Genomic DNA, 20,775 nt, shown 5'->3' with positions numbered 1-20,775 from the left:
TCTGCTCCAAACGGTTGAATATGTGAAATATTTCTCTTACATCATCATCGAACTAGGCCCTTGTGCCTATCATCACTAGTTCCTGTTCTTCGACAGTGTATCCCTGTTCTCTATAGGAATTTTCTCCCTCCCCTTCAGCAAAAAAAAAGCAACGAACACGAATTATACGGGTTCATTGCTTTTTCATATTATAGGTTAGGGATGAATTATACATTTGAGAAATCGCCTGGGCCCGGCCGTTGACACCCAGCTTCTCGTATATTTTAGTGATATGATTCTTAACGGTATGGGTACTGATATAGAGCTTCTCAGCAATTTCCTTATTGTTTAGCCCCTGTAAGACAAGTTGCAGAGTTTCCTCTTCCCTCGAAGTCAGATTGCCTTTGCTGACAAGTGGAGAAAGAGGTGCTGGCGATGCAGACAATGCGGACAAATAATGTTCAACGGTTCGCAGGGATGGGTCATTTATAGGAATAGGAAGGGATTCCCTCCACCCCTGCTCTCCTCGTTCGATATACCAGAGAACCATCAGCAGCGCTTTTCCCAGGAATGAATAGGACCTGCTTCTTCTTGCTTCATTCTCTCCAGTCTGGCCTGATCTGTAGCTCTGCAATTGACGCAGTAAACCTATAGCAGGGATGTCCCCGACATAACCTGCTAACAGTTCCGGATCATAATCAGCGAGCAGACTTGCCTGAGCCATACATTCCAATTCTTCAGCAGAACGGTCCAACTCTATTAGCAAACCACGTGTAAGCGCATTCACTTGGATTCCTTTGTTATACGCTTCGGGCTTCCACATTAACAACATATCATGCAATATGTTTATAATATTCTGTTTATCGACCGGAACCTCTGTTGCAGCTCCCAGAAGCTTTGTGACTATTAATGTATTGATTGCCTGTAAAAATATTGTAAACTCCTTATTCTGGGCTTCGTTTTGAAATTGGACCGTGAACACCCCAAGCAATCTTTGTTCGGCGGCCACTGGGAATTCAACCAGGCTTCTTCCTTTCCAATCCCGTTGTACAGGTCTGCCAAGCGTATTCAATGATGGCATCCCGCCGCCAAAATAGGTTGTTTCAATATCGGCTGCATAATCATTGTACAGCTCACTAGGAGCAGTGGAAGCCGTATATATTTGCATGCCCTTCTCACCCGGCAGATGCAATAACAGACAAACAAAAGAACTGCCGACCTGCTGCTGGACGGTCTCCATGAATATTTGCAGGAAGTTCTCCCTGCCTTCGACTGACACAATGGTCCGGGAGATTTCCACGAAGGCCTCAATCCGCATTCTTCTCCGTTCATAGGTTGCTTCATTATCCAAGTGATATATAGAAGAAGAGAGTTGCTGAGCCAGCAGCATGCCCAGATCCGCCTGCTCTTCTGATAATTCTTGCCTTAACGAATCTCCGCCAAACAACAGCCCGAACAGCCTATTCTTATACTTAACCGGGTAACAGATAATAACTTTAGGCTTAATTCCCTTTGACGTAAAAAAAGAAATCCGCGGATCCCGGTCTGATTTCTCCCAATACCCCATCTGCTTGGAGAGCCCTACCTGCCCCAAAAAACCTTCACCCAAAAAAAACGAAGCTCCCATTAAAGGATTATCGATATGAATTCCGGTTGTTTCAATTACGGTATATTGTTCATCATTGGATAGGTTACTGGCATATCCAGCAAATTCAAGTCCCATTACACGTACAAAGATATCAAGTACCCCTTGCATCCAAACCGGGCTTGCCGAATCCATCAGATTTACAAGATTCAACAACTGCAGATTATTCAAAGCTTTATTGTCTTCCTGCTCATGCTCGAGTAAAGCCGTCACGGCACCTGCAAGGGAGTCTAACTGATTAAGGAGATTCTCAACATATTGTTTGTTGTATGCTGCTACACCATCGAGGGCGCGGGTCCAGTCCTGCCATTTATCCGAAGGGAGCGTTTCATATATTCTGGCGGCAATCAATTCTTTGATGCTTCTATCTATCATAACCCCTGCAATAATATAATACGGTGGTCTTCCTCTGGTTGTAATGGGGGCAACCAGAAGCTTAAACCCTGTAATCGTTTCGTATACAATTGGCTTTGGTATGCCCTGTACTTTGCCCATAATTTTCACAATGCTATCTTCAAGGGAATTACTCTGGAAATCTAATAATAAGCCCACCATATCAGTCATTCCTGAAGGCTCTGTTAAGCGTTCGTCCTGTTGATTGGTAATCATAACCGTCAATCCGCATAAAGAAGAGTAAGCATCCTGCAGAATCTGCAAATTTAACTTCAGCTTGTTCTTCATCATACATTCCTCATTTCCCACCTACTGTCTGCATGTAGAAATTCGCTGTATTATGACTTTTCTCCTGCATGACCAATATATAAAATTACAAAACAAAGAGACATCACACACAATATACATATCCAAATGCACAAAAATGCAATTCCAATCCTACTCCGGGCCCTAAGGTGTTTGCATATTTCTACAGGGCTTCCGCAGCTGAAGCATAAGTGCAAGCCCCGTACGTACGGCATATAGCTTAAGCCTTCAGCTGTTCCAGAATCTGCGGGTCCTTGATCTTCGTATCATCGGCCAGCAGCACGACCTTGGAGAGTACCTCCGCTGTGCGCGGGTCCTCGTCCAGGAACGGCAGGAACAGCCGGCCCCGGTGCTGCGAATGCACCGGGATAATCGACAGGGCGCCTGCGGCCTGCTTGTACGCCTGACCGCTGCCCAGATGCACTGCATACTCGCCCAGCGTACCGTCTATACGCGCATAATTGCCATCCAGCCGGACGTTCCCAATCTTCAGCAGACGCAGCGACTCGCTGACGATCACCCGGCGCATCTCTACAGTCGTCAGGCTCGCTTCCGGATCGACGCCGCCGACATGGGCCACGCTGACGACAAGATCCACATCCCGCATAACCTCCGAGAACAACATGGGCGGCACCTGATCCAGCGGCACGCCCTTGTACGTCTTCCGGTCGAAGAACTGCACCGTCTCCAGTGTCGGCGCCTCAGTGTCCGCCGGCGAGAACCAGTCCGCCATGGCATAGAGCCGGACGATCAGGTTCTCGGCATAGAACACCTTCTGCAGCCCTTCCTCATAGCTGACCGTCCACTGCCGCCCCTTCAGGAGGGCGACCGTCTTGCTCGGCTGCACCTGATGGCCCGCATAACGGCGGGACAACACGCCATGGGCCAGTTCATCCTCATTCGGCAGATACAGCTCGCGGAAGACCTGCTTGAACGGCTGGCGGAGCTGACGGTCGAACAGATCCTTCTGATACAGGCTCCATTGTCCACTGCGGTATAGATCCAGCGGATGGGCAATCCGCAGCGCCGTCTCCCCGCTCAGTGCCGTAGATTCGCCCGCAGGACTGACCAGTGCCCCCTGATCCGCATCGTAATACCCCAGAGCATCGCCGCTCATCAGCACCAGCTTGCTAATCAGCGGAGCCAGCACCGGGTTCCGGCTCAGCCCGGCAACCTCTGCCGGTGTAAAGCTGCTGCCGGACTCCATCGACCGCTCCAGCTCGGCCCGGGCGCGCCGGAATTGTCCGGTTAGCTCGCTCTTGGCCTCCTTCAGCGCTTCGATCCACTCATGCTTCTTGAAGCGTGCGGGCACCGACTTCAATGCCTTCCCCTTGCTGGTCACTGCATAATCGCTTTGCCCTTCTTCATCGATACTAAGCGAGACGAAGGTCTCTTCGTCCAGCTCATAAGGCTCGAAGTACGCAGCATAATCATCCAGCTTGCGCGCCTCCATATCCCAGATCAGGCGGGTGACATCGGCATATCCGGCATTGCGAGCCAGGTTGCCCAGGGCAATCTGTGCGGCCTGGCCTTCGCTGGCGCGGCGTTGTGCGCCGAACTTCTTGCTCTCCGCCAGGAAGCGCTGGATGAACTCATAACGCATGCGGATATCCTGTTCGCGGTCTTCTCCCAGCGGAATCAGGCTATAGCTGAGCAGATGATCCTTGCCCCGCTTCTGCTCTACAGACTGCTTCATCTCTTCCAGGTTCAGCTTGCCGAGCGTGGCGTCGGCGAACAGCTGGGAACGGCGGTGGTTCGCACCGGCAGAGATGTATTTGGCACAGTCATAGAGCAGTTCGAACCGCTCTTGTCCAAGCTCCTTGTAGGCGGACTGGAACCAGTTCACATCGAAGGCACCGTCATTGAACTCCTGCGGCGTGATCGGCGAATAATGCGCCACCACCGTCTCTTTTTCGGCCGAGAAGCTTTCGTTAATATGGGCATGGAAGTACCAGGCGGCACTGCGCAGCCCTTCCCAGCCGAGGTATTCGGCAATAATCTCGATCCACTGCGGGGCGTACATGGCGGCCTCCAGCAGTTTTTGATCAGAGAGCTTGTATTCCTGCAGCAAGGTCTTCAGCCGCTCCGCATTGTCGCCCTCGCGCGGATAACATACCTTAAGGAGATGGCTGAAGGATTCTTTCTTCGTAATATTGTTGCCGTACCCGTACACGTAGCCGCGCACGAAGGTATCCTTATTCAGCCCGGACAGGATGCGGATACAGTACTCCAGCCCCTCGATCCGTTGCAGCCCCATCGTCATGCCGGTCACCTCGGTCGGCAGGTCGCCGCGCCCCAGCTCAATGGCCAACAGACGGTCAATGATCCGTGTACGCAGTGCAACCATCTGTGGACTGTTCTCAATCCAGTCGTACCGGCGTGAACTGATCCAGCTCATATGGTTGCGTGCATCCGTACTCAGCAGCAGTTCCTTAAGCAGCGTCTCTTCGCCGATGATTCCATCGTTGAAGGCCTGGACATAGTGTTTCAGCCCGATGATGCTGGACCGTTCTCCGTCCCCGCTGATTCCCTCGAACCTGTAGCAGGTACGGAACATCTCCTTGAACTCCTCTGGTCCGTTCCATAGCTTCTGCACCATATCGATCCACGGATCTGCCAGCACAGACAGGAAAGGCCAGTCCACAGCAAGCTTCTCCTCCGGGAACGCGGCCAGCAGCGCATTCACCGCACCATCGGCAAGACGGAAGCCCTCAGGGCTCTTATGGTCCGCGCGGAATGCATCCAGCAGCGACTCTACCTGCCATCTGTACTTCAGCTTGTCCACCAGCTTCATCACAGCCTGGGCCTGCTCCAGCGGATAGACCTCTCCCGCGAACTCCTTACGCCAGCCGGACAGCAGCTTCTGCTTGCTTAGTTCCTTATCATCGATCCCTACGGTATCGTAGCCGTCATAGTTCTCCAGGGTCTCATCCAGCTCCTCCAGGCTGATATAGAAGTTCAGCTCTATCAGATCCCGGGCGCTCCAGCCGCTCTTATCCCAATATTCAGCCCATACCTCATGCAGCGGGTACTGCTCAAGGGCGGATTTGACGGTCTCCTCATCGTTAATTAAGTACCCCTGCAGCGGTCTGAGGTTGGTCCCGATCAGCAGCGTATCCTTGTATCCGCTGTAGTATTCGACCTCATACTCCACATCGCGGTGCTTGTGGATCGTGTTGTCCAGTCCCTTAAGGAACGTATTGATCTGCTCCAAGGACAGCTTGAACACCTGATCCCAGGCGAATCCGTCCAGCACCGGCCCCTGCGTCAGCCACTTCTCAGACTGCTTGGGATCGAACATGCCGAAGCCGTTCACCTTGGTGTACTCATTCTTCTGGCTCAGCCTTCCAATCAGCTCGCGCTCCTGGTCGGAAGGCTTCTCCAGCGCCTCCGCCAGCGGACGTACCGCTTCAAAGAGCACCTGACGCTCCTCATCCTGGAACAGCACCGTCATAATCTCCAGTCCCGCCTGCCGCTGCAGGGCATTCTTGCCCTGCACCAGTCTGCGGACGGAGTCCTTCAGCGCTTCATCCGGCTGATTCAGTAGCATCCGGGTCACGCTCTGCCGAAGCGTACCCGTCTTGAGCTTCAGCAGCCCTTCGGCCATCAGCAGCTCATCCTCTGCCAGCGTCAGCTCCTGCGCCAGGTCCAGCGCCAGTTCCCGGTTCTTTATGCTCTTGTCAGAGAGGCTGACGAAGATGAATTCGCGCTGTACGGTATCCTCCGTATGCTGCACGAAGTAATTCAGCAGCTCCCCCCGTATGTCCGTGCTGAGCTTGTCCTTCAGCGCCAGCAATTCATTGACCCAGGCCGGGTCCATATCATAGGAGATCAGATAGAGCATCTTCTGGACCGGCAGATCACGGGTGTAGCTGACCTGCAGGAAATCCAGCACCTTGGAGGTGCCGGTCAGCTCCCGGCTGTCCGGGTTCAGGAAGATGTGCTTCAGCAGACCGAAGTCGCGCTGCCGCTCGCTTTTATCCTCAAGCTGCGGGCTGGTTACGACCTCGATCTTCGGCCCATTATCCTTCGGCCCTCTCCACATCCGGTTATAATCATAATTATAGTTCGTCAGAATCCAGTACAGCAGCTCCGGCTCTTGCTCGCTCAGATACTTCCGGGCGCTGCTCAGGCGCACCTCCCGGTTCTGGCTACCCGAGAGTACATACTGGGCTACGATTTTCTGGTAGGACTGGCCCTGTTCCATCAGGATATCCACCTTGCCAATCAGCTCATTCTCCTCATAGACTGCCGTCGCCCACAAGCTCAGGTAGACATGGTTGGCATTCTCGCTGGTCAGCCATTCCTCACGCAGCGCTTCATCTGTCAGCACCTGATAAGCTCCTTCAATCAACTGCTTCGCCACCCGCTGGTTCTGGGCTTCCAATCCCATGCCCGTCCATACGCCCAGGGCACGCACCACCGAGCTGTAGCGCACGAGATCATTATCCAGAATCACCTTAAGCATATAGAGATTGTTCTCTATTGTTCCCTCATCCATTGTCTCCATAATGGACTGCCGCAGTCCCTCCTGCAGCCGGGCAGCGAGCAGCAGCTCGCCAATCATCTGAACAGCAGCCTGATTATGGCTGAGGAATGCACCTTTTATCATATTGCGGCTGAGCATTGCCCCCTGGTTGTCCCCGTACACCGCATCCTTAAGCAGATTTTCCATTCCGCTGCCGCTGCGGTCCAGCTCATAGGCTATTACATCGGGAACGGCAATATCCACACGGTAGGATGTACTGTAATCCTTTTCATGATTCCCCTGCAGATACTCCGGCAGCGAGAATTCAATCAGCTCCATATAGATCAGAGCATTGATTTTGCGGAGGATCTGCATCCGGTGCGCCTGAACCTCCCGGGTCCGGAACGGCCGGCGCAGATACCCTATGGAATAAGGGTACTCCACTGCATGATTAACTATGTACCTTGTAAGATCAACAGTATGTGCGCTGTACAGCTGCTGCATGACCCCAATCAGTGGCCCCCAGTATCCGGTAAAATCAGCCTGAGCCGCCGCAGCGCGATCATCCATGATAACAAGGAAGCGGTCCAGCGAATCTTCCCCTTCATGAAGGTAGCGGTTCTTGCTGAACTCCGCGAGCAGGCCTGCCAGTTCCGCGCCTTCCCCCTTCAGCCCCTTGGCTTTGTTCTCAACATCCGCGTACCACTGAGTCTCCCACTCTTCATTTCCGATCTTCATCCTGTCATCTCCCTCACCATAATCTTCCGGCCAGCATCGTGAACCGGATCAGCGTCAGCTCATCGCCCTCTTCGAGCCTCAGCGGCTCATCCAGCGCAGTACATTCCTCTTCCTGCACAAACACCTTGTACAATCCGTCTTCGTAGGCAAGCAGTGCCGCATCCGTCGCCTTCTCCAGCTCAGGCTTTGCCTCGCCGTACACCGTGCCGAACCCGACCTTACCGTTATCGCCCTGCTCCGCAATTTCACCTGCAGTCAGGTAAGGGATCAACTCCCCCCGCTCCTGCCGCTCAAGCATCGCCTGCACCTGCCCGGCAACAATCTCCGCGATCAGCGCGCGAAGCGTCTGCGGACGGGCCGCAAGCAGCAGCTCCTTGCGCTCAAGCACCGGCCTGCGTTTGCCCAGGCTTTTGACGGTTACATACAGCTTCATGGCCTTCCCTCCTTACCTCAATAGCTCAATAGTTCTATTCGACAGATTATCTAGTTCATTACCCAATTTAGAGATAAATGTCACACCCTAACCAACCGGAAAGAACATTATAATTCTGCTCCAGGGTCTGGCTTCCATCCACCTCCAGCACCTTCAGCTTCCGATCCTTCGCTTCCCGTTTAACCTTATCAGCAAACAACGCGTCTCTCCTCATCCAATTTTCAAAAGAACGCTCAGGATTCTCTGTAGCTTGTAAGATGCCTTGAATCCATTCCCGCCTGCTGTATTGATTACGCTGAAATTGTTCTGACGGAATCATCCAGATTGCTCTTTCTTTTTGCCTCAGGAGAGGTTCTATCAGATCTGGTAATAACTGATTTCCTTCTACAACAACCGGATCGCTTCCCCCACCCGCCACATCGCTCAGTACATACAAGAAATCCTCCCGCAAATATTCAATATAAGTTTTCAACTGTTCCGCAATCTTCCTGGTGAGAAACACTTCATTCATCGCCATCCGCGACACCCTGTACATTACAGGCTGATCCTTCTCTGTAATATGCTGCAAATGCATCCCGACATGTTCGTCACAGGCATAGAGCGCAAAACCATTCTCCTCTGCAAACCGCTTGGCAAGTGTACTCTTTCCCGCACAAGCCGAACCGCCAATCCAATAGATTTCCCTGTTCAGATCCAACATTGGTTCCTCCCGGTAACTGGTCAAAGCCTTAAGTTCACTGCCCCGTTAGTTTTTCTCCTGACCTATTCGACATCTTCCTATTACTAACCTTTGCTTCCCACTCTTCCTTATTTCCCATGCAGCCTCTTTTTTTGCTAAAATAGAAGGGTCGGCGCATTTTCGTGCAATCTTGGCGCCAGTCACTGAAACGGAGGCATTACCTGTGGATTATATTATTCTGGACATCGAATTCAACGGCCGCAAATTTGCCAGCGAGCATCCCATGGAGGTCATTGAGATCGGAGCGGTCCGGTTAGACGCTTCATTGCAGGTTAAGGATGAATTCTCAGCCTTAATCAGACCCATATACTTCTCCACCCTGAATTCATTCATTAAGAAAAAAACCGGCATCCCCCAGGAGGATATCGACGTCGCCAGCCGGTTCCCGAAGGTTATTACCGCCTTCAGAGCGTGGCTTGACCAGAGTACTGACGGCGTGCTGCTCTTAACCTGGGGCGGCGAGGATATGAAACGGATTATCCAGGATGTGCGGATGCACAAGATGGATGATGCCTACTGGATGGAGGCCACCTACTTCGATCTGCTCAAGGGCGTCCTGCGCGCCCGCGGCCTCAGTAACGACATCAGCGTCGAAGGAGCTATGGCCCTCTTCGGCCTGGAGCCTTCCGGCTCCGCCCACCGCGCGCTTGACGATGCTAAGATGACGGCGGAGATCTTCCGCGCAGTCTTCAGCGAGCTGGACTTTGCGCGGTCACAGCATTATGTCGATACCTTCTCGAACGCCAGAGAGCGCAAGACGGTTAAGATCGCCATCAAAGCGATGACCGCCCAGAAAATCGTCCCCACCTGGGAGCTGGTTGCCGAGCATTACTTCCCTGCGGAGGATGCCCTGGCGGACCCCCTGAAGCTGGCAGAGCTTAAGGCGTATTTCGCCGCCCAGCTTGGCAAGAAATAACCCCATATGCCCGCGCAGCAGCGGCAATCTCCCGAGGCATAGCCCGGGCGGTTGCCGCTGTTTGCTTTTCCAGCACCGACGGTTACCCGCCCCGCAGTCTGGTTATTCTACCAAATAAGAGTTGACCTTGCCGTTACGTCAAAGTGTACAGTTAGATTTGTAAGCGGCCGCTTACCCGGCGGGGAGGCCTTGAAGACCATCCTCTGCCGGAGACGCGAGAGACAGATAGGAGGCAAGCAGGACCATGGAATATACGGTGCAGAAGCTGGGGGCACTTGCGGGGATCAGTGCACGGACCCTGCGGTATTACGATGAATTCGGCATTCTGAAGCCGGCCAGAATCAATTCCTCAGGATACCGGATCTACGGCCAGGCCGAGGTGGACCTGCTGCAGCAGATTCTGTTCTACCGGGAGCTGGGCTTAAGCCTGGAGGCGATCAGAGATATTATCCAATCGCCCTCCTTCGACGGCGCCCGCGCCCTGCGTGAGCACCATGACCAGCTGCTTCAGCGGAGACAACAGCTGGACCGGCTCATCGCGAACGTCGAGCAGACCATTGCACACACAGAAGGGAGAAGTTCAATGAGTAATCAGGAGAAATTCGCCGGCTTCAAGCAGAAGCTGATCGCAGATAACGAAGATAAATACGGACAGGAGATCCGGGAGAAATACGGCGCGGAAGCTGTGGAGCAGTCGAACCGCAAGCTGAGCCATATGACGGAGGAGCAGTACGCTGCCCTTCAACAGCTTGAGGCTGACATGTTCGCGTCCCTGGAGCAGGCGATGGAGGAAGGCGATTCGGCCAGCGAGCTGGCGCAGAAGGCCGCTGACCTGCACCGTCAGTGGCTAAGCTTCTACTGGGATACGTACACCAAGGAAGCCCATGCCGGTGTGGCCCAGATGTATGTCCAGGATGAGCGCTTCACCGCTTATTACGACCAGCGCCGCCCGGGTATGGCCGCGTTCCTGCGTGATGCTGTCCACGTGTATACGGGAGCGAAGCAGCAGACGTAATCGTTTGGAATAGCAAAGAGGCAGCCGTTAATCCGGCTGCCTCTCTTTTATTCTGCTGGAACGCTCTTCTGGCTCAATCATCATTCTCGTCGGAATCGGTATCGGTGTACACAACCTTGGCAGTATACGCATCGACACCTACTTCTGTCTTGACCTGCCCGTTCCTGATTTCAACCTCATAGACAGCGCCCCCGTGATCCCGGTCCAGATCAATCTCGGTGACCGTCCCCTTCACAGCAGCTTGAGCCACCTCAGCCGCCTTGCCTGCGGTAATCAGCTTCCCGCCTGAGGCCGGAGCTGCCTTATGAGAGTCATCATCATCTGCATCCTTGCGCACGCTGATCAATTTTCCCGAATACGCATCTACCCGGACATCTATCTCCTGCTTGGTCTGCTGAATTTCGATATCGTAATACGTGCCGCCGGCCTTCTTCTCCAGATCAATGCTCTCCACCTGCCCCGGAGCTGCCTTCAAGGCAATCTGCTCAGCTCGGCTTACACTGATCAACGTTTGACTCTGGCTCTTCACGGATGCAGCTGCTTCTGCCGTACTCCCCTTCAGCTCACCTATACCATAAGCGCCGCCGAGAATAAGTGCTGCCGCCGTGATACTGCTCCATATCTTTGTCTTCAATGTTAACGCCTCCTAAGTTCATTCTTCGCTGCTTCATGTAGTAACTATAACGCTACAATCTGAGAGAACAGCGGGAGCAACATTAGAATTCGCTGAGAAAACAAATAAACAGAACACTAGGAATCGTCCCCATCCGGCTCTTCCCAGGTCACAGACATAATATGGCCCGAGATTGCATTCACCTGGACTACGGCCTCCCGTCCGTCTGAAGTATGAATCTCCACCAGATAATAAGCGCCCGCCGCATCGATTCCCGTATCCACATCGTCCAGCTCCCCCGGTACCTCAAGCAGAGCCAGCCTGACAGCCTCCTCTTCGGAGACTACGCTCTGCGCTGCCGGGGTAGGTGCTGGTGACGGGGTCGCGTCAGCTCCGCCAGATGGAGCTGGAGTAGCGGCAGACGTAGGCTGCACCGCCGGTTCGTCCGTGCGCTTCAGCAGCACGATGGAGAGAATCTCGCCGGTCACTCCGTCCAGCTTCAGCTCATACCGTCCTTGCTCCGTCTGAAGCTCTGCTACATAAGCTCCAGCTTGCAGCTTCAGACTGTCTACCTTACCGGGATATTCGCTCAGCACAGCCAGCGTAGCCTGATCTCTGGATAACAGCGGCTCCGAATCCTTGCCAAATATCCAGAAGGCAACCACAGACAGCAACAGGAAGACAACCATACCTATAACTGCCTTGTACATCTTGCTCTTGTTCGTTGGTTTCTGCTTCATTGTCCACCTCCCCTGGGGTCCGCAGTCATGCGGATCGTCACCGAGGTTCCCAGTCCTACCGTACTCTCCATAGACAGCTCCGCTCCAATCGCTCCCGCGATCTCTGCGGCAAGTGACAGCCCCAGGCCTGCCCCTCCGTTCTCACGGGTTCTCGCCTCATCCACTCTATAGAAACGGTCGAATATCTTCGGCAGCTCCTCCAGCGGAATTCCAATGCCGCGGTCGGTAATCACAATCATCCGTTCCTGCCCGGCAGCTTCAATACGCACAGTTATCTGCTCATCGCTGTATTTACGGGCATTATCCAGGAAGATGAATAGCAGCTGCCGGAGCTTAGCTTCATCGCTGTAGCCCTCAGCCAGCCCTTCGACCTGAACCATGACCTCTCTCCCGTACGCATTATGAAAAGCCTTCGCCGAAGAACGCACCAGCTCCTCCAGATCCATCACCTTCAGCTCCAGCTCCCACTGCTCCGGGTGCTTCGCCAGCAGCAGCAGCTGCTCCGTCATTTCCTTCATCCGCACAGCTTCGGAATGGATGGCCTCAACCGATTCCTCGAACAGCTCCGGGTGATCCCGCCCTCTGCGCTTCAGCAGACTGGCATAGCTCTCAATAACCGTCAGCGGTGTCCGCAGCTCATGGGAGGCATCCGACACGAATTTCTCCTGCTTCACATAATTGCTCTCCAAGAGGCCTATCATTTCGTTGAAGGTATGCCCCATCTCTATCAGCTCATCCTTCGAGTGTGCTTCCAGCGGAAGCCTGCGGAATTTCCCGCTGCGCTGAATCTCCCGCATGGTTGCCGTCATTTGGACGATGGGCCGCATAATCAGGCCCGACAACAGGCGGCTGGAGAGCAGCAGCGGAAGCAGCGCCGCAAGCGTAGCCCCGGCAAGGACCATCCGAAGCACTCGTAATGTATCCATCGTGCTCTCCAGACTTTTGGTCATCTGGAGATTCAGCACGTTCCCGTCCGTCCAGATGACCGGAACGCTCACGAACGCATACAAGCGTCCGTCCACCCGGACCTGCTCCGCCTGCTTCCCGGAATGGTAGACCGGCTTCATCCGGCTGACCTCCTGCCCGGACGCTGAGGTAACCGGCGCCGGTCCGCTACCGTCCGCAGAGAGCAGCCGCAGCATTCCCTCAACAGGCACATAAGCCCGGAGCAGCTCCGGTGCCGTTACCCCGTCTCCCGCTTTTCTCATCGCGGCAGCGATTCTGGCCGTCTCGGCAGTTGCCTGCCCGAGCTGGCTGTCTAGTGACATCCGGCTGAACAGGGCGTAGATGAACAGGTTCATGAGGATAAGCAGCACGGCGAACAGCACGCTGGAATACAGATGAATGGTACTCCGCAGCTTCATGGGGTATCCTTCAGCACATAACCAACGCCCCGCACGGTCTGAATCAATTCAGGCTCGTGGCCGAGCGTAATTTTTTTGCGGACATAGCGGATATAGACATCTACAATATTCGTATCACCGTAATAATCGTACCCCCAGACGGCGGCCATGATCTGTTCCCTGTTCAGCACCTGGCGCTTATTCTTCAGCAGGTAGACCAGCAGGTCGAACTCCCGGGGAGTCAGCTCGATGCTTCGGCCTGCCCGCTTCACCTCCCGCGTAGCTTCGTTCAGCTCCAGATCATCTGCCAGCAGCAGATTGACGGCTTCCTCTCTCCTCTGCCCCGTGGCCAGCCGCAGCGCAGCACGGACACGCGCCAGCAGCTCCTCAATTTGAAACGGCTTCGTAATATAATCATTGGCCCCAAGGTCCAGGCCTGACACTTTATCCTCCACAGAGCTTTTGGCTGTAAGCAGCAGAACAGGTGTATCGGGATCGCCCGACCGGATCCGCCGCAGCAGCTCTATGCCGCTGAATCCAGGCAGCATCACATCCAGCAATAGCAAATCCGGCTGCTGCTCCTGGTACATCTCCAGCCCCTGATGGCCGCTGCCGGCAATGGACACACGGTATCCCTCGCATTCCAGCTCAATCTGCAGCAGACGGGCAATTCTCACCTCGTCCTCCACAACCAGAATCAATTCTGTCATCGGCGCTCCGCCCCTTCTACTTAGTTGCCTCCATTGTAGGGCATGGACAGCTACAGTTTCAAACTCCGCACGCCACTTGCAATACTCTCTATGTATGCAAAAGGGTGCTTCCACCGTTTCACCGGCCGGAAACACCCCTGTCTATCCCCACTCCTGCTGCTTCCGAACCGGCAGCCGCTACAAGCTGCGGTGCAGCAGTTCCAGCACACCGCGCAGCTCGGCAACCGCCACCTGCCCCGGTGCCGAAGGCTTATGCGCCGCACCGAAGGTCAGCGCCGAGCCGAAGATCTCTCCGGCCAGCCGGCTGATCACGCCCTCCCCATTCATCGCCATCGTAATGATCGGACGGTCCGCATACTGCTCCTGCATCCGGTTCGTCGCCGCCAGCAGGGTCAGCACATCGGCTGGACCTTGCGGCATTACGGCAATCTTCGGCAGATCGCCGCCCAGCTCTTGCGCCCGGCGCAACCTGGAGACAATCTCATCCTCGGACGGCGTCCCGTCGAAGTCATGATTCGAGAGAATCACGAACACCGCCTGTCCATGTGCTGCTGCAATCAGTCTGCGGACCTCCGCTTCCTCCTGGAACAGCTCCACATCCACAATATCCACCAGCCCGCTCTCTACCGCTGCCTGGATCAGCCGGAAGTAATAGGCTGAGGAGATTTCCCTCTCGCCGCCTTCCCTGGCGCTGCGGAAGGTGAAGATCAGCGGAATCTCCGGCAGCAGGCGCTGAATATCCTCCAGCACCTGGGTCACGGCATTAATATCTTCCACCTCCGTGAAGAAATCACTGCGCCACTCCACCACATCCGGCGCCAGTGCGATTAGCGCCTCAGCTTCTGCACGCAGCTCCGTCCGCGTCGTTCCGACCAGCGGAACACAGATTTTGGGCATCCCTTCTCCGAGGGTTATATTCTTAACAGTTACTGTACCGCTCAAACGTGTCAGCTCCTTAGCGGACCCGGAGTCTCAGAGCTTCCTCTGACGCTCCCCGCTTAATTTGTCTATAAGCATCTGCTTACTCTATCTCACATACGGAATCTGCTGGGATCTACTGCTCATGAGGCTTCGCATCAGCAGCTGTCCGCAGGAACTGCTCCACCTCTTCGAGTCTGGGCAGAGAAGCAATCGCACCGGTCTTGCCAACCGCCAGCGCACCGACAGCATTGGCGAAGCGGACCGCTTCCTCCAGTGTCCTACTGCAGGTCAGCTGCCAGGCCAGAGCCCCGTTGAAGGAATCACCGGCTGCCACCGTATCGACCGCCTGCACCGGGAACCCCTGGACATGCCGGCTTCCGGCAGCATCCACGATTAACGCCCCTTTGGAGCCAAGCGTTACAATGACGTGCCGGACCCCTTTTGACAGCATAATCCGGGCCGCACGCTCTGCATCCTCCACATTCTCCACAGAGATGCCAGCCAGAATCCCCGCCTCTGTCTCATTCGGAGTCAGATAGGTCACATGGTGCAGCAGCTCATCACTCAGCGGCTGGGCCGGAGCCGGATTAAGAATCACCGGAATCCCATGCCGGGACGCCATCGCTGCCGCAGCCTCGCACATCGCCAGATCCGTCTCCAGCTGCATCACCACGATCCCGGCCCCGCTGATCACGGTCTCAAGCGCTTCAATATCCTCCGGCTTCATCTCCATATTCGCACCAGGCACCACAATGATCCGGTTCTCTCCGGACCCGTCCACCACAATGGAAGCAACCCCTGTAGCCTGGGATTCACTCTGTGAGATATACGCAGTATGCACCCGCTCCTGCTCCATAATCTCCAGCAGCCCGCTGCCAAAAGCGTCTTTCCCCACTCTGCCGATCATCGTCACATCCGCGCCCAGTCTGGCCGCCGCAACGGCCTGATTCGCCCCTTTTCCGCCTGGAGACAGAACAAATCCCTGACCGAACAGGGTCTCCCCGGCCTCCGGCGCACGCTCTGCCCGCACGACCATATCCATATTCAGACTTCCAATTACGACTATACTCAATCCTTTACACCACCACTTGGTTTATTGTTTGATTTATGGTTTAGCTTATGATTTAGATGAACCTTGTACATTTATTCTCCCCTTATCTTATGGCCTTCCGGCAGGTTAATCAAATTTTATTTATCGGCTCCACAGGCAGCCAGTTGTCACCGAAAATTCGCTGTGCTTTTTAAGGATAAATATGCTAGAATGATGGTGCAATCGCTTCCAGAGCCCGTCCTGCCTTATTGAGCAAACGTTTGCATCTTAGATACAGCCTGCAGTAATTCTTATTCGCAGTACCATCTAAATCGCATTTAGGAGGCTTATCAAGTGAGCGACAACCACTTACCGTCAGTAGCTTATTTCAGCATGGAGTACGGACTGCATTCCGATTTCAAAATGTACGCCGGAGGCTTAGGCATTCTGGCCGGAGATTACATCAAGGGCGCGCAGGATATCGGGGCACCCATCATCCCTATCGGACTCAAATGGAAGCAGGGCTACACGGACCAGAAGATTGATGCAGACGGTAACCCCTACGACTCTTACCACAACTATGTGTACGACTTCCTGGAAGATACAGGCGTCAAGGTCACGGTAAAAGTCAGAAAGACCGATGTAGTCTGCAAAGTGTGGAAAACCGACCATTTCGGCAACCGTCCGCTCTATTTGCTCGACACCGATATCCCGGAGAACAGCGATGCCTGGATTACCGGCCAGCTCTACGGCTGGTTCGGGGAGGAGCGGATTGCCCAGGAGATCGTTCTGGGCATCGGCGGCGTCAAAGCCATGCGCGCCCTGGGCATTCCCATCGATGTCTATCACTTCAACGAAGGACATGCGGCGCTTGCTGCAATCGAGCTGATCCGGGAGAAGATGTCCGGCGGCAGTACCTTTGAAGAAGCCTGGAAGGCTACACGGGAAGAGGTTGTGTTCACTACACATACACCGATTAAGGAAGGTAACGAGACCCATCCGCTGGACCGGCTGGAATACATGGGGGCCTTTAATGGCTTAACCCGGGCGCAAATGGAGCGGATTGGCGGAGAACCCTTCAACATGACCGTTGCCGGCCTGCGGCTGGCGCGGATCTCGAATGCGGTTGCCCAGCTTCATGCCGAGACCGCGAACACCATGTGGAAGGAAGTCGCCGGCCGGTCTGCCATCATAGGCATCACCAATGCGATTCACACCCCTACCTGGGTAGATGAGCGGATGACCCGTGCCTTTGAGAAGGGCGGCGACCTGTGGGCCGTGCACAAGGAGATCAAGCAGGAGCTGATCAGCTTCATCGAGGAACGTTCCGGCATCGCCCTGAATGCCGACCAGCTGCTGATCGGGTTCTCCCGGCGCGCCGCTCCCTACAAGCGCAGTGACCTGATTTTCTCCCAGCCGGACATTATAGAGCCGTACCTGGAGAGCGGCAAGATCCAGATTGTCTTCTCCGGCAAGGCGCACCCGCTGGACGACAACGGCAAGCGGATCGTCAGTAATCTTGTAGCCATGATGCGCAAATATCCGAAGAGCGTAGTCTTCCTGGAGAACTACGATATGACCATCGGAGCCCAGCTGACCCGCGGCTCTGACATCTGGCTGAACAATCCGCGCAGACCGCTCGAAGCCAGCGGAACCTCCGGGATGAAGGCCGCCATGAACGGCGTCCTGAACTGCTCCATTCTGGACGGCTGGTGGCCGGAGGCCTGCATCGACGGCGAGAACGGCTGGCAGATCGGCGACGGCTTCGAGACTACCGACTTTGCGGTGCTTGACCAGCATGACAGCGATGCACTGTACGAGACCCTTATGAACCGCGTCCTCCCGGTCTTCTATGAGGATCAGGCCAAGTGGGTGCAGATGATGCACCGCAGCATCGAGACCACCCGCATCGAATTCGCCACCAAGCGCATGCTGGATGAATACTATAACCGGATGTATATCACAAGCTAACTCGTATTAGTTTGGTATCATCAGCTAACTTGCAGGTCTTCTTGCTTCCGTCATCAGTACCCCTTCCTGCTCCGCTTCTGTTCCAGAATCCCCCCTCCTGTCCGCTGCTGCGGGCGGGAGTTTTTTTGTTGCATTAGTATCATCAACCATCCTTCTTCTACATAAGCTTAATTATAATAATTATAAAAAAGGATTGATTTTATTTAAATTCTTGCTATTATAATACTTATACTTAATCTAAAATCAAATCCTACACGAGGTGATTGTGTTCATGACTACAAACAATAACAACAAGCTAACGACTAGCTGGGGCGCCCCCGTAGGCGACAACCAGAATTCAATGACCGCCGGTGCCCGCGGCCCCGTGCTGCTGCAGGATGTCCACTTACTGGAAAAGCTCGCCCACTTCAACCGTGAACGTGTTCCTGAGCGGGTCGTTCATGCCAAAGGTGCCGGTGCCCATGGTTATTTTGAAGTCACCAATGATCTCTCCCAATATACGAAGGCTGCCTTCTTGTCCGGGGTCGGCAAACGCACCCCGATGTTCATCCGTTTCTCTACCGTAGCCGGGGAACTGGGCTCATCCGATACCGTGCGCGATCCGCGCGGCTTTGCTGTGAAATTCTACACCGAAGAGGGCAACTACGACCTGGTCGGCAATAACACGCCTGTCTTTTTCATCCGTGACGCCATCAAATTCCCGGACTTCATCCATACCCAGAAGCGTCATCCGCAGACCCATCTGAAGAACCCGAATGCGGTCTGGGACTTCTGGTCCCTCTCCCCCGAGTCTCTGCACCAGGTGACGATTCTGATGTCTGACCGCGGCATCCCGGCTACTCTCCGCCATATGCATGGCTTCGGCAGCCATACGTTCAAGTGGGTGAATGCCGAAGGTGCAGCCGTCTGGGTCAAATACCACTTCAAGACAGAGCAGGGCGTCAAGAATCTCGATGTTAAGCTGGCAGCACAGCTAGCCGGGGAGAACCCGGATTATCATACAGAGGACTTGTTCAACGCCATTGATACCGGAGACTTCCCGGCCTGGAGGCTGCATGTGCAGATTATGCCTGTGGAGGATGCCGACACCTACCGCTTCGATCCGTTTGATGTAACCAAGGTATGGTCGCAGAAGGATTACCCGCTGATTGAGGTAGGCCGCATGGTGCTGGACCGCAATCCTGAGAATTACTTCGCCGAAGTGGAGCAGGCCACCTTTTCCCCCGGCTCATTCGTTCCAGGCATCGAGGCTTCTCCGGATAAAATGCTTCAGGGCCGACTGTTCGCATACGGGGATGCCCACCGCTACCGTGTAGGAGCGAACCATAACCACCTGCCGATTAACCAGCCTGTCGCCGAGGTCAACAATAATCAGCGCGACGGCGCGATGAATGCTACGAATAACGGGGGAGGCTCCGTCTACTACGAGCCTAACAGCTCCGGAGGTGCAACCGAGTCAGCGCAGCATAAGGCGGCTGCTTTTGAAGTCTCAGGCCAGGCGGACAGCGTCTCATATGATCATGACGATCACTACACCCAGCCGGGGGACCTGTACCGCCTGCTGAGCGAAGAGGAGCGTACCCGGCTCGTAAGCAATATTGTTGGTGCCATGACTCCAGTAGAGTCTGAGGAGATCAAGCGCCGCCAGATTGCCCACTTCTACAAAGCCGATCCGGAGTTTGGCCGTCGAATCGCAGAAGGACTGGGATTGGCTGTAACAGAGTAACCTCTATCCACAGCAAAGAAGGGATAAGCATCGCTTACCCCTTTTTTTGCATGATATGCAGCTTATATTTCCAGATTCATGAGACAGAGAGATTATAGACTAGTGGCCTGCTCCGTGATTGTTAATAGAGATATTGCCGGAGGCTGCGGATAAGTGGCCGCCTGCGCTTGCAGTTGATACCACAACGCTTGCGCTAATCAACAATACGGCTGTTAATAACGAGATCGCCTTTTTCATCTTTTAAAAACTCCCTCTCTAAGATATTTTTCATTATGTTTTGATAAGATTCTTGTTGTTCTGCGGTGGCATGGCTCCGGATGTGCTCATAAAACGACACGATCTTCCTAAAGCCTGTCCCATCATAAAGTTTACTACTTATTACCAAAATATAGAGAGTCAGATTAATTGCATCATGAATTTTCTCCCTTTTATACAAATAAATTGCACTAAGATGCATGTAGTCTATGTAGTATCTGATGTCTTCCTGCTTCGCTCTACAGCTCAGCTCCTTAAGCGGCTCATTGAACTCATCCAGTACCCAATCGATAGAAAAGTTATACTTAATTGCAGATTCCAGCACAGTAATTAGGCAAGCAAGCAGTTCCTCCTGGTCTCCCGTGCGAATGAATTCAACATAATCAGGAAGAACTTCTACCTTCCCTTCCAGCAGATCAATGACGAAGGTGTTGGCTATAGCAATGTTCTTGTAGTACTCTACTTCTGCGGCAGCTTCCTGATCCATATCCGTGATCCAGCTCAAATCCGAATACAAGCCTATACATTTTCTTGATTCAGCGAGGTTACCGAGCTTTTGATAGGCAATCCCCTTCATGCATGCACTGTACCCGAGATAATACGCTATATTTTTTTTCAAATAATACTTCTTTGCACCCTGTTGATGGGAGCCGTAGGTTAGAACTGCAAGTTCAAAGAGCTTGTCTGAAATCTCGAGAATTGCCGTCCAGTTCTCCCATGAGAACGAGACTTTAAGCATATCTGTCAAAGAGTCTTCATTCATCCCATCCAGTTCCAGCAATTTCTATCTTGCCTCCTATCATTCCATTATATTCCAATAATAACCTGCTTCAC

Annotated in this window: 15 protein-coding genes; 4 read left to right on the top strand and 11 right to left on the bottom strand. The window is 53.9% G+C overall.

What is annotated here, in order from left to right:
* Positions 1-172 precede the first annotated feature (172 nt).
* The 4 genes from MKZ07_RS27975 to MKZ07_RS27960 form a co-directional block, all read right to left on the bottom strand.
* Positions 173-2,308, bottom strand: coding sequence for a LuxR C-terminal-related transcriptional regulator (locus tag MKZ07_RS27975; protein WP_084649114.1), 2,136 nt, complete (start codon positions 2,306-2,308; stop codon positions 173-175).
* Positions 2,309-2,543: 235 nt separating this feature from the next.
* Positions 2,544-7,523 carry a DUF4132 domain-containing protein gene (locus MKZ07_RS27970; protein WP_445670314.1) on the bottom strand — a complete coding sequence of 1,660 codons (4,980 nt, stop codon included), beginning with the start codon at positions 7,521-7,523 and terminating at the stop codon, positions 2,544-2,546.
* A 19-nt stretch (positions 7,524-7,542) separates the two neighbouring features.
* Positions 7,543-7,962, bottom strand: coding sequence for a hypothetical protein (locus tag MKZ07_RS27965; RefSeq protein WP_036701980.1), 420 nt, complete (start codon positions 7,960-7,962; stop codon positions 7,543-7,545).
* Positions 7,963-8,029: 67 nt separating this feature from the next.
* Positions 8,030-8,662 carry a hypothetical protein gene (locus tag MKZ07_RS27960; RefSeq protein ID WP_341028816.1) on the bottom strand — a complete coding sequence of 211 codons (633 nt, stop codon included), beginning with the start codon at positions 8,660-8,662 and terminating at the stop codon, positions 8,030-8,032.
* A 202-nt stretch (positions 8,663-8,864) separates the two neighbouring features.
* Here MKZ07_RS27960 and MKZ07_RS27955 point away from each other — a divergent pair, with 202 nt between their 5' ends.
* Both MKZ07_RS27955 and MKZ07_RS27950 read left to right on the top strand, forming a co-directional pair.
* Entirely contained in the window at positions 8,865-9,617 is a 753-nt protein-coding gene (locus MKZ07_RS27955) for a 3'-5' exonuclease (protein ID WP_341028813.1), read from the top strand.
* A gap of 244 nt (positions 9,618-9,861) precedes the next feature.
* Positions 9,862-10,632, top strand: a complete 771-nt coding sequence (locus MKZ07_RS27950; protein ID WP_341028810.1) for a MerR family transcriptional regulator — start codon at positions 9,862-9,864, stop codon at positions 10,630-10,632.
* Between the two features lie 73 nt (positions 10,633-10,705).
* Here the strand turns inward: MKZ07_RS27950 and MKZ07_RS27945 are convergent, their stop codons facing one another.
* The 6 genes from MKZ07_RS27945 to rbsK all read right to left on the bottom strand — a co-directional run bounded on the left by MKZ07_RS27945 (position 10,706) and on the right by rbsK (position 16,031).
* The gene (locus tag MKZ07_RS27945) at positions 10,706-11,266 is read right to left on the bottom strand and encodes a PepSY domain-containing protein (protein ID WP_341028807.1); all 561 of its coding nucleotides are present in this window, start codon (positions 11,264-11,266) and stop codon (positions 10,706-10,708) included.
* A gap of 116 nt (positions 11,267-11,382) precedes the next feature.
* A complete protein-coding gene (locus MKZ07_RS27940; protein ID WP_051494099.1) occupies positions 11,383-11,985 on the bottom strand; it encodes a PepSY domain-containing protein in 603 nt (200 codons plus the stop codon).
* Positions 11,982-13,349 (bottom strand): sensor histidine kinase, encoded by a 1,368-nt coding sequence (locus MKZ07_RS27935; RefSeq protein WP_036701975.1) that lies wholly within the window; start codon positions 13,347-13,349, stop codon positions 11,982-11,984. Before MKZ07_RS27935 ends, MKZ07_RS27940 begins: the two co-directional genes overlap by 4 nt.
* Entirely contained in the window at positions 13,346-14,038 is a 693-nt protein-coding gene (locus MKZ07_RS27930; RefSeq protein WP_036701973.1) for a response regulator transcription factor, read from the bottom strand. Before MKZ07_RS27930 ends, MKZ07_RS27935 begins: the two co-directional genes overlap by 4 nt.
* A 177-nt stretch (positions 14,039-14,215) precedes the next feature.
* Positions 14,216-14,980, bottom strand: a complete 765-nt coding sequence (gene aroD, locus MKZ07_RS27925; RefSeq protein ID WP_036701971.1) for a type I 3-dehydroquinate dehydratase — start codon at positions 14,978-14,980, stop codon at positions 14,216-14,218.
* A 112-nt stretch (positions 14,981-15,092) separates the two neighbouring features.
* On the bottom strand, positions 15,093-16,031 hold the full coding sequence (gene rbsK / locus MKZ07_RS27920; RefSeq protein ID WP_084649113.1) for a ribokinase: 939 nt from the start codon (positions 16,029-16,031) through the stop codon (positions 15,093-15,095).
* A gap of 312 nt (positions 16,032-16,343) precedes the next feature.
* Between rbsK and glgP the strand changes: the two genes are divergently transcribed.
* Both glgP and katA read left to right on the top strand, forming a co-directional pair.
* Complete coding sequence (gene glgP, locus MKZ07_RS27915; protein ID WP_341028801.1) at positions 16,344-17,960, top strand: alpha-glucan family phosphorylase; 1,617 nt, start codon at positions 16,344-16,346, stop codon at positions 17,958-17,960.
* A 271-nt stretch (positions 17,961-18,231) separates the two neighbouring features.
* Positions 18,232-19,686, top strand: coding sequence for a catalase KatA (gene katA / locus MKZ07_RS27910; protein ID WP_036701960.1), 1,455 nt, complete (start codon positions 18,232-18,234; stop codon positions 19,684-19,686).
* Positions 19,687-19,879: 193 nt separating this feature from the next.
* Here the strand turns inward: katA and MKZ07_RS27905 are convergent, their stop codons facing one another.
* The gene (locus MKZ07_RS27905) at positions 19,880-20,722 is read right to left on the bottom strand and encodes a hypothetical protein (RefSeq protein WP_051494098.1); all 843 of its coding nucleotides are present in this window, start codon (positions 20,720-20,722) and stop codon (positions 19,880-19,882) included.
* Positions 20,723-20,775 lie beyond the last annotated feature (53 nt).

This window comes from Paenibacillus sp. FSL P4-0338, from assembly GCF_038002365.1.
Lineage (GTDB): Bacteria > Bacillota > Bacilli > Paenibacillales > Paenibacillaceae > Paenibacillus_AQ.
This window is presented reverse-complemented; position numbering and strand designations above follow the sequence as displayed.

Coding starts and splice junctions, on each gene's coding strand:
- MKZ07_RS27960 (WP_341028816.1), bottom strand. CDS start 8,662: ATGTTGGATCTGAACAGGGAAATCTATTGGATTGGCGGTTCGGCTTGT.
- MKZ07_RS27940 (WP_051494099.1), bottom strand. CDS start 11,985: ATGAAGCAGAAACCAACGAACAAGAGCAAGATGTACAAGGCAGTTATA.
- MKZ07_RS27950 (WP_341028810.1), top strand. CDS start 9,862: ATGGAATATACGGTGCAGAAGCTGGGGGCACTTGCGGGGATCAGTGCA.
- MKZ07_RS27975 (WP_084649114.1), bottom strand. CDS start 2,308: ATGATGAAGAACAAGCTGAAGTTAAATTTGCAGATTCTGCAGGATGCT.
- MKZ07_RS27965 (WP_036701980.1), bottom strand. CDS start 7,962: ATGAAGCTGTATGTAACCGTCAAAAGCCTGGGCAAACGCAGGCCGGTG.
- MKZ07_RS27930 (WP_036701973.1), bottom strand. CDS start 14,038: ATGACAGAATTGATTCTGGTTGTGGAGGACGAGGTGAGAATTGCCCGT.
- katA (WP_036701960.1), top strand. CDS start 18,232: ATGACTACAAACAATAACAACAAGCTAACGACTAGCTGGGGCGCCCCC.
- MKZ07_RS27935 (WP_036701975.1), bottom strand. CDS start 13,349: ATGAAGCTGCGGAGTACCATTCATCTGTATTCCAGCGTGCTGTTCGCC.